Below are 13,099 nucleotides of genomic sequence, written 5' to 3' on the forward strand. Positions count from 1 at the left end.
AAATGCGCAGAGTCAATTTTGAAGGACGCGATGATGTCGATTGGTCGCCGGACGCTTGGATTGTCTATCGGTGCGGCGGGGCTGCTCGGTCTCACCGGCGTGCGCGCGGCGGTTGCCGAGACGCCGCGAAACGCACTCGTGCTCGGTCATCTCGCAGAGCTGGAAACACTCGATCCCGCGCAGGCGACGACGATCAGCGATTTCCGCATTCTGTCCAGCATTTACGAGGGGTTGGTGCGGTTCAAGTCGGGCACTCTCGAGGTTGAGCCCGCGCTTGCTCAGTCGTGGACGGTCAGCCCCGACGGCAAGACCTACACCTTCAAACTGCGCGACGACGTGATGTTCCACGACGGCACGAAGTTCGACGCCCACGCGGTTAAATTCAACCTCGACCGGGTGCTTGTCAAAGGTGCCCCTTATTCCGACACTGGTCCGTTCCCGTTCGTCTTCATCCTCGGTCCGATCGTCTCGACCGAGGTGATCGACCCGACGACTGTCGCCATCCATCTGGCGCGCCCGCATGCGCCGATGCTCAATATGTTGGCAAGCGGCGTCGGATTACTGCTCGGCATTTCCCCGGCGGCGGTTCAGCAGAACGGCAAGAACTTCAGCCGTCACGGCGGCGGCGCGGGTCCGTTCAAGCTTCGCCTGTGGGAGCCGAACGTACGCATCGTGCTGGAGGCGAACCCGTCCTATTTCCGCGGCCCGGCAAAGCTCAAGGGGCTTGTCTTCCGTCCCATTGCGGACTCCTCAGCGCGCGTCAGTGAAATGCTCTCCGGCGGCACCGATCTCATGGTCGAGGTTCCCGCCGACGACGTGCCGTTGTTCAAAGCCAACTCGCGTTTCGAGTTCGTTCAGCAGCCGGGGCCGCATCTCTGGTATTTGATGCTCAACTGCCGTCAGAAGCCGTTCAGCGACGTGCGCGTCCGGCAGGCGCTGAATTATGCAATCAACAAGCAGGCGATCGCAGATCAGGTTCTCAAGGGCACGGCCACTGTCGCGGACAGCGTGACGCCGCCGGCCTTCGGCGGTTTCCATGACGACAGTCTGCAGCCCTATCCGTATGATCCGGCCAAGGCGAAGCAGCTGATGACGGAGGCCGGCTATCCGAACGGCGTCGACGTCGTCTTCGATGTCACGCAGAACGGCTCCGGCATGTTGTCTCCGGTGCTGATGGGCACGGCCATTCAGGCGGATCTCGCGGCGGTCGGCATCCGCGCGAAGATTCAGACCTACGAGTGGAACACCTACCTCGCGAAGCTCATCCCCGTGATGGGCAAGGACGATATCGCCGAGATGTCCTTCATGACGTCGGATCCCGACATGCTGCCCGCCTTGGCGCTACGCACCGGGGCCGCCGTCAACTCCGGCTATTTCAGCGATCCCGTCGTTGACAAGCTCATCGACGAGGGCCGCGCGGAAACCGACCCGGTGAAGCGCGAGGCGATCTACAAGCAGCTTCAGCAGGTCGTCTACAAGGATGCGCCCTGGGGCTTTATCGTGAACTGGGAGCAGAACGCGGTAATGACCGACACTGTGCACGGCTTCGAGCTTCAGCCGAGCTTCATGCTTCGTCTGGACAGCGTCTATAAGGCCTGAACGTCAATGGGCGCTTATCTCGTCAAACGGCTGCTGATGCTGCCGCCCGTTTTGCTCGGCGTCACCGTCATCGTGTTTCTCGTGATGGCGCTGATCCCGGGCGATCCCGCCTTGGCGATCCTCGGCACGTATGCGACGCCGGCCAATCTCGCCCAGGTGCGGGTGGAGCTTGGTCTCAACCACGCGCTGCCCATCCGCTATCTGTTCTGGCTGAGCGCCCTGCTGCACGGAAACCTCGGCTGGTCCTACATCCTGCACAAGCCGGTGCTGGACGAGGTCATGTCGCGTCTCGGCCCAACCATGCTGCTCGCCGGCGCGTCCCTCGTTCTCTGCGCGATCATCGGCATTCCGCTCGGCATCATCGCGGCCGTTCGTCAGAACGCCTGGGAAGACAAGCTCATCACAGTGACCGTTCTGGTGGGCGTTTCCACGCCCTCGTTCTGGCTCGGCATGCTGCTCATCCTCTGGTTCGCGGTGCGGCTGCAATGGCTGCCCGACGGCGGGATGTACGACCTGTTCGGCGACGGAGGCGTCATGGATGTGCTGACGCATCTCGCACTTCCCGCCATCACGCTCGCGGCGGTGCCGGCCGCGGTTCTGGTGCGGCTCACCCGCACGGCGATGCTGGAGGTCATGCGGCAGGACTACGTGCGTACCGCCCGCGCCAAGGGCGTGAAGGAATCGCGTGTGATCCTGCGGCACGTCTTCGGCAACGCGCTCGTCGGCGTCATTCCCATCCTCGGCATCGAAGCCGGCTACGTGCTCGGCGGCGCGGTCTATGTGGAGACCGTGTTCCAATGGCCGGGCATCGGCCAGATGCTGGTCAACGCCATCTCAACGCGGGACATCCTGCTCGTTCAAGGAGGCGTGCTGGTGGTCGCCACTGCCTATATCGTCATCAACCTGCTCACGGATATCGCGCAGGCGATGCTCGACCGCCGGATTCAAACCTCGTGAGCGGCGTCACCGCAGAGGTCTCGCCCGCGCGCGTCGACAGCCGCCCCGGCGCGCTCGGCCAGTTCGGGCGCAACCGCGTCGCCGTGTTCGGCGCCGTGCTGATCGGCGTGATCGCGGTGATCGCGTTGGCGGCGCCCATCCTCCCGCTCGCCAATCCCGACACCACCGATCTCGCCCGCCGGATGGCGCCGCCCTTCTCGCACCACGCGCTACTCGGCACCGACGATCTCGGCCGCGATATGCTCTCGCGCCTCGTCTGGGGCACGCGAGTGAGTCTGGTCGTCGGCGTCGTGGCGGCCTTCATCGCCGCCACCATCGGCTCCACCATCGGCATTCTCGCCGCCTACTACGGACGCTTCGTTGACACCGCCCTCATGCGCGGCATCGACATGCTGATGGCGTTTCCATACCTGCTGCTCGCGCTCGCCATCGTGGCGGTGCTCGGCCCCAGCCTCACGCACGCGATGATCGCAATCGTCATCGTGAACGTGCCCTTCTTCGCCCGCACCGTGCGCGGCACCACGGTCGGCCTGCGCCGGGCGGACTTCATGGCCGCCGCCCGCCTCAGCGGCCAGTCGAGCGCGCAGATCATCGCCTTCGAGCTTTTCCCCAACGTGCTGCCGGTGGTCGTTGTCACGGCATCCACCTCGATCGGCTGGATGATCCTGGAAACCGCCGGCCTCAGCTTCCTGGGATTGGGCGCGCAACCGCCGATGGCCGATCTCGGCGGCATGCTGGGCGACGGCCGCAACCTGCTCGAAGTCGCGCCGCATGTGGCGACAATTCCCGGCATCGCGATCCTGCTGATCGCCGTCGGCGTGAACCTGCTGGGCGACGGCGTGCGCGACATCCTCGACCCGCGCCTGAAATCTGGTGGCCTCGCCCGCATTCGTGCCGCGACCGAGGTCGCCCCGCGTGCCGATCGCCTCGCGCGTCTCCCACCGGAGGGCCACGAGCAGGGTGCGCTGCTGCAGTTGCGAGGTCTGGACACACGGTTTCGCGTTGGGCGTTCGGTGTGGAACGCGGTCAACCAGGTCGACATGGTCATCCGTCCCGGCGAGGCCATTGGCATCGTCGGTGAATCAGGTTCGGGCAAGACGGTGACGGCGCTCTCCATCCTCGGGCTTGTCGCGAGCCCGCCCGGGCGGATCGATGGCGGAGAGATCCTCTTCAACGGCGAGGACCTTCTCGGTCTCCCCGCCGAACGGCTGCGCGCCATCCGAGGCGACCGCATCGCCTACGTCTTCCAGGACCCGTTGACGACTCTCAACCCGTTGCAGCCGGTAGGCGTTCAGGTGATGGAGGCCATCACCACGCATCAACGGCTTGGCCGCAGGGACGCCTGGGGACGTGCGGTGGCGCTGCTGGAGGCCGTCGGCATTCCTGAGCCTGAGCAGAAGGCGCGCGCCTATCCGCATGAGTTGTCGGGCGGCCAGCGGCAGCGCATCGGGATCGCGATGGCGCTCGCCAATCAGCCGGACCTCGTCGTCGCGGATGAACCGACAACGGCGCTGGATGTGACCACACAGGCGCGCGTGCTGAAGCTGCTGGCCGAGCTTCGGCGCAAGAACGACGCCGCCATGATCTTCATCAGCCACGATTTCGGTGTCGTTGCCGACCTCTGCGACCGCGTCTATGTCATGTATGGCGGGCGCGTCGTCGAGAGCGGCCCGGTGCGTGATGTGCTGCAACGGCCCGCGCATCCCTACACTGCGCGACTGCTCGCCTGCGTGCCGAGGATCGGGCAGGGGCGCCACTCGATCCAGCCCATCCCCGGCCTGCCCCCGCCGACCAACGCCCTCCCGCCCGGCTGCGCCTTCGCACCACGCTGCAACCTCGCCATCGACGCCTGCCGGTCGGGCGACATCGCTCTTGCGGCGGTCGGCACCGAACACGCCGCCCGTTGTCTGCGCAGCGCCTTGGTGCTCGCGGAGGGAGTTGCATGATGACCGACACCGGCCCCCTCATCTCCATCCGCAACCTCGTCCGCGTCTATGACGGCCGCCGGCCGTCGCTCTTCGGCACGCGGTCCCGCTTGCGGGCGGTCGATGATGTGTCGCTCGACGTGCCGCGCGGGCGTACGCTGGGCATCGTGGGAGAGTCGGGCTGCGGCAAGTCCACTCTCGCACGGATGATGGTGGGGTTGCTGCCGCCGACCACGGGCGAAATCCTGATCGGCGGCAAGCCCATCGGCGGCTATGACCGCCGTGCTTTGTCCCGCCGTATCCAGATGGTGTTCCAGGACCCCACCGGCTCGCTCAACCCTCGCCGCACCGTCCGTCGCACTCTAGAGGCGCCGCTTGCCGCCTTGCGCGGGCTCGATCAACGGGCGCGGGCGCAACGGATCGAGGAGTTGATGGGGCTCGTGGGCCTCAGGGCGGATTTTGCCGATCGCTACCCGCACGAGTTCTCGGGCGGGCAAAGCCAGCGCATCGGCATTGCGCGGGCACTGGCGGCCGAGGCGGAAATCCTTGTGCTGGATGAGCCCGTTTCCGCATTGGATGTCTCCGTGCAGGCTCAGGTGCTGGCGCTGTTGCAGGATCTACAGCGCCGGCTAGGGCTGTCCTATGTCTTCATCTCGCATGACCTCGCCGTGGTCGATGCGGTGGCTGACGAGGTCGCTGTCATGCAACGTGGCCGCGTGGTCGAGTTCGGCACGCCCGACAGAATCTTCACCACGCCAAGCCACGCGTACACGCGCGAATTGCTGGCGTCGCATCCGGGTAGCGCGCGCGCTTGACGTTAATGCTGTTCCGCAACGCTGTTGAATTTCATTATGAAGTTCGGGGAGATCATCGCGCCGTCTTCCGTGGGGCTTGTCACCTTGATGCAGTCGGCGTCGCTCGGAAAGAAGTGGCCTGAGAATAGGACGTGCTCGCCGACGTGCAACTGGGACACGGTCTTGAACAGGTCGGAGGCTGGTTCGATCGACGCTGCATCGGCGGTGCCGGACGAGCTACCGTTCATCGTTCCGACCGTGACACCATCGGCCAGTTTCACCACCAGCACAGCGCGTCCCTCATCGCCGCTGGAAACGTCTGACACTGTACCGGTCCAATCATTGGCATCTTTAGCATTGCCGAGAAGCGCGCAGAGATCGCCCGCGCGATTTGCGCGCGCTCCGGCACTCAGGGATTGATCGTTGGAGTTTTCGTAACTCGCTTTGCCATCCTGGAGAATATCGACGAACTGATCCTCGATGGCCTTGGCGATCATGAGCATGTCATCCATCGCCATCTGTGCAGCGGGAGCAGGAGCAGGAGTGGGCGAAGGCGCGGGCGTGGGTAAGGGCGGGGGCACCGAAGCGGGCAAAGGCGCCGGAGCAACAACCGAAGATTGAAGCGCAGCCGGCGCGACCACAGGGGCCGGCGCAGGCACAGGCACAGGCGGGGGCATCGTCGTCGCGACAGGCGTGGTGGCATCGGGCAAAGGCTTGGAAACGATAGTGGATGACACAGATGCGGATGGCGCGGCACGAGCCAGTCGGACGTGCGAATGGTGGTGCCGGGCGGTCGCCACCCGAACCGAAGCCTTGAACTGCTGCGGTATGTTCTCCACCATCTCACAGCGCTGCAGACCCTGGGCGGCTGCGGCAGAACCCTTGAGGCTCAGCGACACCGGTGTTTCACCCTCAAGCGCCACCGTCATGCTGCCTCTGTGCGCAAACAGGTGGAGGAAAGGCTCCAACGTCTGCTTGGTCAAACTGGCTTTGAACTGGCCAAATCTGATGGTGCCCGGAATAGCCAGCGGCGACGATCGGTACGTCCCGATCATGAGCTGTGACTCGACGGTCTGCGATCGGGGCCGCACACCGCCATCATCGAAAACCAACGTCAGGTGCTGCGGCGGGCTTGCGGAGTCCGCCACCCACGCGATCGCGCTATGCTCGCCGAAACCACCGAACAGCGTACAGATTTTGCTTCCGGTCGCCGAGTGCCCTTGACTTACGCTCCAGCCGATCACGGGGAGAGATGCGTGCGCATCGGCGAGAGGTGGAGCGGCAACCGCGAAGAGACCCGCAAACAGGTATCGCTTCATTCACCGATACTCCAGCTCTCACATGAGAATGCCGATCTAACCACATGAGATGGAAGGTCAATAGCTCTTCTGGGGAGCAGTTGGGAGCGCGGCGCCCACGCCACCTGCTCCAGGCAAGAATTAGTGCGGCTCTCGCAACTGCCAAGCTACACGCGACGCGGGAGATCCGCGGTCTCGTAGAACACGCCGAGGATCACAGGCGGCTTCGTAAGCCTGTAGGCGATCCAGTAGCGTCCGGCCTTGATCCAGGCCCGCTCCCCGCGCGCGAGTTCGGGATAGGGCCGCGGGGCAGGAAGTCCGGCATGTGGTTCCGTCTCGATCCGCTGCTCCGCTTCGGCGAGCGCCGCTTGCAGCCGGATCACCGCCTCGAGGCGGTCAAGCCGTTCGTAATGGTCTCGAAGCGCCTCAATCTGTTGCCGCGCCTCGGCGGCATAGATCATTGCGGCTGATGGCGGCTATCCGTTTCGGCCTCGGCCTTGCGCCGCTGCATACGCTCGATACTGGCGGTCAGTTCCGCATGGACGGCCGCACCATCCGCCACGCGACCGCTAGCCAGGTCCGCCTCGGCGCGGTCGAGAGCTTCAAGCCATCCCACAGGGGGGGGGAGGGGGCGCACGTCATCCATATCCTGTTGATACGGCATTGGCGTCAGGATTTCCACCTGCGAACGCCGCACGCCGACACAGCGACACGCCGCCCCTATAGCGGGCCGCGCAAAGCCGGATAGTGCGCGGGATCGCCCTCGTCGAGCATCCGCATCGCCGGGATCAAGGCACCCCAGCTGTAATACCTGTCGCTGTCGGGGCTGTCGTCGCCGGCCGGGTCCGCTCGGTGGAAGTTCTCGCGGCAGATGCGCGCCTCCCGCCAGCCGGGCTCGAACATCCGCCAGGCGCGGTTCGCCACTTCGCGTGCCAGGTCGAGGCGGCCGTGGCGGCGCAAGGCCTCCCACACCAGGAACAGATGCGGCGGCCAGATCCGCCCGCGCCAGTAGACGTTGTCGGCGCTCGCCGGGTCGTCATGCGCCGAGGAGGGCAGCACGCGCTCGCCCCAGAACTTCTGAGGGTCAAGCAGATACTTCTCGATGAGGACATCGGTTTGCGCCTCGGTCGCCGCACCCGCCAGCAGCGGGTAGAAGCACGTCACGGAAAGCGACGGCTCAAAGGCGCCCGACCAATGCCGGCCGGCGAACACCTGGCGTTCCGCGTCCCACAGCATCGTCGAGATGCGCTCGTTGAGCCGCGCCCCGGCGGCCCGCAGTTCGGCGGCCAGAGCCTCGTCACCCAGCACCGTCGCGATCCGGGCGAGGCACTGCGCGTCGAGCGAGATGAGGCTGTTGAGCCCGGGCTCGGCCATCGTCAGCGTATGGGTGGCGAAGTCGAAACCAGCGCTGTCGAAGATCGGCGCGTTGTCCATGAAGGACTCGTCCATCGCCCCCTGCTTGGTATGGACGAAGGCGCCCGTCCCCGTGGCCGAACTGCCGTATTCCATCAACCCGTTGCCATCCCCGTCCCGGTGCGTGTGCCACCAGCGATGCGCCCGCAGCAGCGTCGGGAAATGCTCCGCCAGCATGGCGCGGTCGCCGGTCATCTCGAAAATTCGCCACAGCACGTAGGCGGCGATCGGGGATTGCGAGCGGTCGATCCACTCCTGCGAGGCGGTGCGCAGGCAGGCGAGATTGCCCTCCGGCGACTGATATTCCAGCGCCGCCTCGAGGTTGGCGCGCGCCATCGGGAAGTCCCCGGCCAGCGCCGCCAGCAGAGCGTGGAACAGCATGTCGTTGAGCCAGATGCCCCAGCCGGAAAATTTACCAACCAGCCAGTTGCGGGTGAGAACTGTGGTGGGCCGATGGTGCGCCACGTCCCAGATCGTATTCCAGGCGATGATGTCGCGCACGGCGCTGCTCGCGACGTCGGTCGGCGGCGGGCTGAACTTCCCAGGCTCGGCAAGGGCTGCATTGGCCGCCCGCTCAGCCATGAGGCGGTCGGTGCCCAGTGCGACGGCAACGTCGATCTCGGGGTGCATCTGCGCGTTGAAACGCAGCACGCCCCAGCGTGCGGCTGCCTCGGCGCGAGGCGGCGCGTAGTAGCCGCGCGTGCGCAGGTCGGTCTGGAAGGTTTCGATAGCCCCATACGCGCCGCCGAAGACCGCGGGATCGGCTGAGGCAACCGAGGCCCAGAGCGACCGGTGCCGGCCCATCAGGCGCGGAGGCGCCGTGGGCGGCATCGGCTCTGGGTTCTCGACGGTGATCCAGGGCTCGCCGGCTCGCCAAGGCCCGGGGCCGCCGCCGAAGTCGAGAAAACCCACCTCCAGCGTCAGCCAGAAGCGCAAACCCCATTCGCCCAGTCTCAGGATACGCAGACGGGCGCGGACCGTGTGCGGGTTCGGCTTGACGTAGGTCACCTCCATCTCGCTGCCGGCGAAGGCGATCCGGGCCCGGATGAAGCGGCCGTCCGAGGCATGTTCCAGCAGCGTCACGCCGGGCCCCGCGCCGAGCAGCCGGTAGGTTCCGTCGGCGCTGCTGAACGCAGAGAAGCGGAGGCAGAGGCCGCTCGGCAGGTGAACCATCGCAAGCGGATCGCCCGCGTCCCACGTGTTCCATTGGCGGTCGGGTCCGACGGTCACGGCAGCAGCCGCGCCTGGCGGATGCGAAGCCACACGGGCTTGCCAGCGGTCCACGGCCCCGCCGCCAGGATGTCGGGCGAGAGCGCGAGCACCGAGACCGGCTGACCTTCGACCTCGACCCGGATGGTCACAACCGGGCCGCCGAACTCCGTCGCGATGAGCCACGCGGCAATGGCGTCCGGCGGCTTCTCGCCATCGGCCGGGACGACGGTCATCTGCTCGGGCCGGACGGCCAAAGTCTGTGGCCCCTTGCACCCGGCGGCGATGGTGTCAGCGAGTTCCGGGGGCGGCAGGAAGACCTGGCCGCCGATCCGCGCGGCGGCGCCTTCGAAGGTGACGCTCAGCAGGTTGATGGCACCAAGGAAACCAGCGACGAATTCATCGACCGGATTTCGATAGATGTCGGCGGGCGCGCCGGCCTGCCGCACCACGCCGGCCTCCAGGACAAGCACGCGATCGGCGAGGAACAGCGCCTCCTCCTGGTCGTGCGTCACCATAACCGTCGTCACGCCCGTCTCCGCCTGGATGCGCTTGAGCTCCTCGCGCACCTCCTGCCGAACGCGGCGGTCGAGCGCGGAAAGCGGCTCGTCCAGCAACAGCAATTCCGGCTCGATCACCAGCGCGCGGGCGAGCGCGACGCGCTGCTGTTGGCCGCCCGACAGCATCGATGGCCGCCGTTGGCCGAAGCCGGTCATTCGGACGAGGCGCAGCACCTCCTGCACGCGCTGCTCGCGCTTGGGCTTGGCAACGCCGCGCATCTTGAGGCCGAAGGCGATGTTCTCCGCCACCGTCATGTGTGGAAACAGGGCATAGTTCTGAAAGACCACGCCGATGTTGCGATGCTCGGGCAGGCTGTCGGTGATGTCGTTGCCCGAGATCATCACGGCGCCCCGGTCGGCCGGGGTAAAACCGGCAACGATCTTGAGCAGCGTCGTCTTGCCCGAACCGGAGGGGCCGAGGAGGGTATGGAACTCGCCCCGCGGCACATGCAGGCTCACATCGCGCAGCACCTGCACGGTCCCGAAACCTTTCGCGACCATGCTGACAAGAAGGCCGGCGTCGTTCGGGCTCACAGCGCGTCACCTGCCGGCAACCCGGCGTTCCGTAGCCCAAGACGGTGCAGCAGCAGAATGAGGATACAGGTTGCGGCCACGATGATGGTCGCGAGCGCGTTGAGGTCCGGCAGGTATCCGACACGGATGAGAGTGTAGATTTTCAGCGGCAGGGTCTGCACGCCGAACGGCGCCAGGAAATACTGGATGAGGAAGTTGTTGAAGGACACCATGAAGGAGATGAGCGTTCCGCTGAGGATGGCGGGCAGAATGAGCGGGACGCTGATCCGGAGGAAGGTTGTGAGGGGGCTCGCACCGAGCGACCGGGCCGCATGGTCCAGATCGGGGTCCAGCGTATGCAGACGCGCGGCGACGATGAAGACAACGTAGGGCAGCGTCGTCGCCAGCAGCCCTAGGTAGATCGCGAACAGGCTGCGGCCGATCCCGATCGCGTTCATCACCAGCAGCATCGCGAGCCCCAGGATCAGCCACGGCACGGTGATGGCGGCGAGGAGCGCCACCCGCAAGATCGTGCCGCCGAGGCGAGAGGCCCGCCGGTCGAGCCAGATCGCCGCCATCGTTCCGAAAACGGCCGCGCTGATTGCCACCACGAACGAGAGTTCGAGCGACAGCCATGTCGGGCCGAGCAACCCGGACGAGGTGAACAGCGCCACGTACCAGGTGAGGGTGCCGACGAAGGGAAGGGTGCCGTAGGGCGAGGTGTTGAAGGACAGCAGGATGATGATGACGAGCGGCACGAACAGGATGACGAGGCTCGCACCCAGAACCGTCGCCATGGCCGGGCTTATGGCCTCGGCATCGCGCAGCCCCCGTTTAAACGGCTGCGGCATGACGAGCCCTTCTGCCGGTGCCGAGCCATTGGAGAGCAGGCCTTATCGCCGCAAGGAGCCCCGTTAAAAGCAGGGTGCCGAGCAGCAGCAGGATGGACAATGCGGAACCGAACGAGGGATCATCGGCGCGCGTCATCTGGTCGGCGATGACGTTGCCGAGCAGCAGGCCATTCGGCCCGCCGAGGATCGCGGATTCCACGAAAGCGCCGCCCATCGGCACGAAGACCATGACGAGCCCTGACACGAGAGCCGGAGCGGCGAGCGGAAACACGATGTACCACATCCGCCGCCATGGTCCGGCGCCAAGAGATCCCGCCGCGGCCAGCACGTTGCCGTCGACCCTCTGCATTCCGGAGAACAGGACAAATATCATCAGCGGCAGGTTCTCGTAGACCAGCATCACGACGGTCGCCGCCTGGGTATAGAGGATCGAGGCGCCGGGTGCGGCCAGACCCAGCAGCCGCAGCAGGGCCATGATCGGGCTCCCCGGCCCGAGCACCACAAAGATGCTGTAGATCAGCAGCAGATAGGAAGTGAGGTAGGGGATGATGATCGCGAGCAGGATGAGGTTCCGCGTCCGCGCGGCCAAGCGCGACAGCACCCAGGCCGGCGACCAGGCGAGCGCCGCCGTAGCCACCGCTGAGATGCCGGCGGTGAGCAGCGTCTTCAGGGCAAGGCGGAAGTAGAGCGGCGTCTCGAACATCCGCTGGTAGCTGTCGAGCGACAGCGGCGCGTCTGTGCCATCCGGTGCGAAGCTGAACCAGATCAGCACCGCGAGCGGAATGACCACCATGAGCGCCAGCACTCCGGCCGCCGGCAGCAGCAGCATAGGCGTGGTGAGGCTGGAGAGGATGCGCCGCCGCATCATCCGGTCAGGACGCCTTCACGTCTTCCCAGAGCTCGGTCCATTTCTTGAGCTCCTTCGGCGCGATGCCCGTCTGCAGCGCGACCTTCCCCTTGTATGCCAGCAGCGGACCGGCCAGCAGACCGTTCGCCGCGCTCTGCGGCAGGGCCTTCACAGCCGCGGTGTTCACCGGCACCGCCAGCTCCTGGTTTGGCCCCGGCTTGGTGATCCACTGCGTGAAGTAGGCCGGGCTCGTCAGGAAATTGATCCAGGCATAGGCCAATTCGGGATTGGGCGTCTTCTTCACGATCGCCCAGGTATCGCCCCAGACGACGGTGCCGTCCGCCGGCAGGATGTAGTCGAGCGCGTGGCCGTTCTTCTTGAGCGTTCCGGCAAGCCCCGACCACAGGTTGCCCATGGTGATCTCGCCCGTGGTGTAGGCCTTGTTCCAGTCGTCGCCCGAGGACCAGAACAGCTTCACGTTCTTCTTGAGATCGAGCAGCGCGCCGCGAACCTTCGTGAGGTCCGGGTTCTGCGGGTCCTCGCCGAGATAAAGCGCGGCGGTCATCACGGCGGTGCTGGGATCGTCGAAAAAGGCGACTTTCCCCTTGTTCGCCGGATCCCAGAGGACCGACCAACTCGTCGGCGTGGGCGTGACGCTCGGGTTGACGGCGAGCGAGGTGGCACCCTGCACCCAGGGCACGGCATAGACCTCGCCGTTGAGGCGGATCGACGGGTCGCCGCTGAAGCGGGGTTCGAGCGCGCTCCACGACGTGACCTTGGCGGTGTCGATCGGGGCGAGCAACCCCTGCTGCGCCGCGGGCTTCACGTATTCGAGGTTTGGCAGCACCACGTCGATTTTGCCGATGCCGCCTTCGCGCAGCATCTCCAGAAGATCGTCTTCCGATGTGAAGTAGACGTCTTTGACCGTGGCGCCGGTCATGTCCTGGAACATCTTGAGGGTCGCCGGATCGTCCGCGCCGTAGTCCTGCCAGGAGGCGACGGTGAGGGTCTTGCCCTTAAAGCTCTGGCTCTGGGCGCGAGCGACGGCGGGAAGCGCCAGCACGGCACCCGCGGCCAGGACGGCGCGGCGAGAAATCCACATCGTCAAAGTTCCCTTCGTTAGAATGAGAGCA

At 65.8% G+C, this 13,099-nt stretch carries 12 protein-coding genes; 5 read left to right on the top strand and 7 right to left on the bottom strand.

Annotated elements, in window-relative coordinates; genetic code table 11:
• Positions 1 to 33: 33 nt before the first annotated feature.
• The 4 genes from ACOEQ1_RS07765 to ACOEQ1_RS07780 are packed head-to-tail and all read left to right on the top strand — an operon-like array spanning position 34 to position 5,296.
• Positions 34 to 1,599 carry an ABC transporter substrate-binding protein gene (locus ACOEQ1_RS07765; RefSeq protein ID WP_419758693.1) on the top strand — a complete coding sequence of 522 codons (1,566 nt, stop codon included), beginning with the start codon at positions 34 to 36 and terminating at the stop codon, positions 1,597 to 1,599.
• Positions 1,600 to 1,605: 6 nt separating this feature from the next.
• A complete protein-coding gene (locus ACOEQ1_RS07770; RefSeq protein WP_419758694.1) occupies positions 1,606 to 2,556 on the top strand; it encodes an ABC transporter permease in 951 nt (316 codons plus the stop codon).
• Positions 2,553 to 4,502, top strand: a complete 1,950-nt coding sequence (locus ACOEQ1_RS07775) for a dipeptide/oligopeptide/nickel ABC transporter permease/ATP-binding protein (RefSeq protein WP_419758695.1) — start codon at positions 2,553 to 2,555, stop codon at positions 4,500 to 4,502. The genes ACOEQ1_RS07770 and ACOEQ1_RS07775 overlap by 4 nt, the downstream gene beginning before the upstream one ends.
• Positions 4,502 to 5,296, top strand: coding sequence for an ATP-binding cassette domain-containing protein (locus ACOEQ1_RS07780; RefSeq protein ID WP_419758696.1), 795 nt, complete (start codon positions 4,502 to 4,504; stop codon positions 5,294 to 5,296). The genes ACOEQ1_RS07775 and ACOEQ1_RS07780 overlap by 1 nt, the downstream gene beginning before the upstream one ends.
• A gap of 2 nt (positions 5,297 to 5,298) precedes the next feature.
• Here ACOEQ1_RS07780 and ACOEQ1_RS07785 read toward each other — a convergent pair whose 3' ends face one another.
• Both ACOEQ1_RS07785 and ACOEQ1_RS07790 read right to left on the bottom strand, forming a co-directional pair.
• Positions 5,299 to 6,594: a hypothetical protein gene (locus tag ACOEQ1_RS07785; protein ID WP_419758697.1), complete on the bottom strand. Its 1,296-nt coding sequence runs from the start codon at positions 6,592 to 6,594 to the stop codon at positions 5,299 to 5,301.
• 146 nt (positions 6,595 to 6,740) lie between these two features.
• Positions 6,741 to 7,034 (bottom strand): type II toxin-antitoxin system RelE/ParE family toxin, encoded by a 294-nt coding sequence (locus ACOEQ1_RS07790; protein ID WP_419758698.1) that lies wholly within the window; start codon positions 7,032 to 7,034, stop codon positions 6,741 to 6,743.
• An 8-nt stretch (positions 7,035 to 7,042) separates the two neighbouring features.
• On the opposite strand from ACOEQ1_RS07790, the gene ACOEQ1_RS07795 reads away from it, so the two are divergent.
• Positions 7,043 to 7,321: a hypothetical protein gene (locus tag ACOEQ1_RS07795; protein WP_419758699.1), complete on the top strand. Its 279-nt coding sequence runs from the start codon at positions 7,043 to 7,045 to the stop codon at positions 7,319 to 7,321.
• Here ACOEQ1_RS07795 and ACOEQ1_RS07800 read toward each other — a convergent pair.
• The 5 genes from ACOEQ1_RS07800 to ACOEQ1_RS07820 are packed head-to-tail and all read right to left on the bottom strand — an operon-like array spanning position 7,294 to position 13,068.
• Positions 7,294 to 9,216: an MGH1-like glycoside hydrolase domain-containing protein gene (locus ACOEQ1_RS07800; RefSeq protein ID WP_419758700.1), complete on the bottom strand. Its 1,923-nt coding sequence runs from the start codon at positions 9,214 to 9,216 to the stop codon at positions 7,294 to 7,296. The genes ACOEQ1_RS07795 and ACOEQ1_RS07800 overlap by 28 nt on opposite strands.
• Complete coding sequence (locus ACOEQ1_RS07805) at positions 9,213 to 10,289, bottom strand: ABC transporter ATP-binding protein (RefSeq protein WP_419758701.1); 1,077 nt, start codon at positions 10,287 to 10,289, stop codon at positions 9,213 to 9,215. The genes ACOEQ1_RS07800 and ACOEQ1_RS07805 overlap by 4 nt, the downstream gene beginning before the upstream one ends.
• Entirely contained in the window at positions 10,286 to 11,119 is an 834-nt protein-coding gene (locus ACOEQ1_RS07810; RefSeq protein ID WP_419758702.1) for an ABC transporter permease, read from the bottom strand. Before ACOEQ1_RS07810 ends, ACOEQ1_RS07805 begins: the two co-directional genes overlap by 4 nt.
• Positions 11,103 to 11,987: an ABC transporter permease gene (locus tag ACOEQ1_RS07815; protein ID WP_419758703.1), complete on the bottom strand. Its 885-nt coding sequence runs from the start codon at positions 11,985 to 11,987 to the stop codon at positions 11,103 to 11,105. Before ACOEQ1_RS07815 ends, ACOEQ1_RS07810 begins: the two co-directional genes overlap by 17 nt.
• Before the next feature lie 4 nt (positions 11,988 to 11,991).
• On the bottom strand, positions 11,992 to 13,068 hold the full coding sequence (locus ACOEQ1_RS07820) for an ABC transporter substrate-binding protein (RefSeq protein ID WP_419758704.1): 1,077 nt from the start codon (positions 13,066 to 13,068) through the stop codon (positions 11,992 to 11,994).
• Positions 13,069 to 13,099: the final 31 nt, after the last annotated feature.

Origin of the sequence: Acidisoma sp. (assembly GCF_965199065.1) — a bacterium.
In the GTDB taxonomy this organism is placed as follows: domain Bacteria; phylum Pseudomonadota; class Alphaproteobacteria; order Acetobacterales; family Acetobacteraceae; genus Acidisoma.

What these genes read in the sequence shown, in the direction of transcription:
- ACOEQ1_RS07765 (WP_419758693.1), top strand. Translation starts at nt 34, where the DNA reads ATGTCGATTGGTCGCCGGACGCTTGGATTGTCTATCGGTGCGGCGGGG.
- ACOEQ1_RS07770 (WP_419758694.1), top strand. Translation starts at nt 1,606, where the DNA reads ATGGGCGCTTATCTCGTCAAACGGCTGCTGATGCTGCCGCCCGTTTTG.
- ACOEQ1_RS07780 (WP_419758696.1), top strand. Translation starts at nt 4,502, where the DNA reads ATGACCGACACCGGCCCCCTCATCTCCATCCGCAACCTCGTCCGCGTC.
- ACOEQ1_RS07785 (WP_419758697.1), bottom strand. Translation starts at nt 6,594, where the DNA reads ATGAAGCGATACCTGTTTGCGGGTCTCTTCGCGGTTGCCGCTCCACCT.
- ACOEQ1_RS07790 (WP_419758698.1), bottom strand. Translation starts at nt 7,034, where the DNA reads ATGATCTATGCCGCCGAGGCGCGGCAACAGATTGAGGCGCTTCGAGAC.
- ACOEQ1_RS07795 (WP_419758699.1), top strand. Translation starts at nt 7,043, where the DNA reads ATGGCGGCTATCCGTTTCGGCCTCGGCCTTGCGCCGCTGCATACGCTC.
- ACOEQ1_RS07810 (WP_419758702.1), bottom strand. Translation starts at nt 11,119, where the DNA reads ATGCCGCAGCCGTTTAAACGGGGGCTGCGCGATGCCGAGGCCATAAGC.
- ACOEQ1_RS07815 (WP_419758703.1), bottom strand. Translation starts at nt 11,987, where the DNA reads ATGATGCGGCGGCGCATCCTCTCCAGCCTCACCACGCCTATGCTGCTG.
- ACOEQ1_RS07820 (WP_419758704.1), bottom strand. Translation starts at nt 13,068, where the DNA reads ATGTGGATTTCTCGCCGCGCCGTCCTGGCCGCGGGTGCCGTGCTGGCG.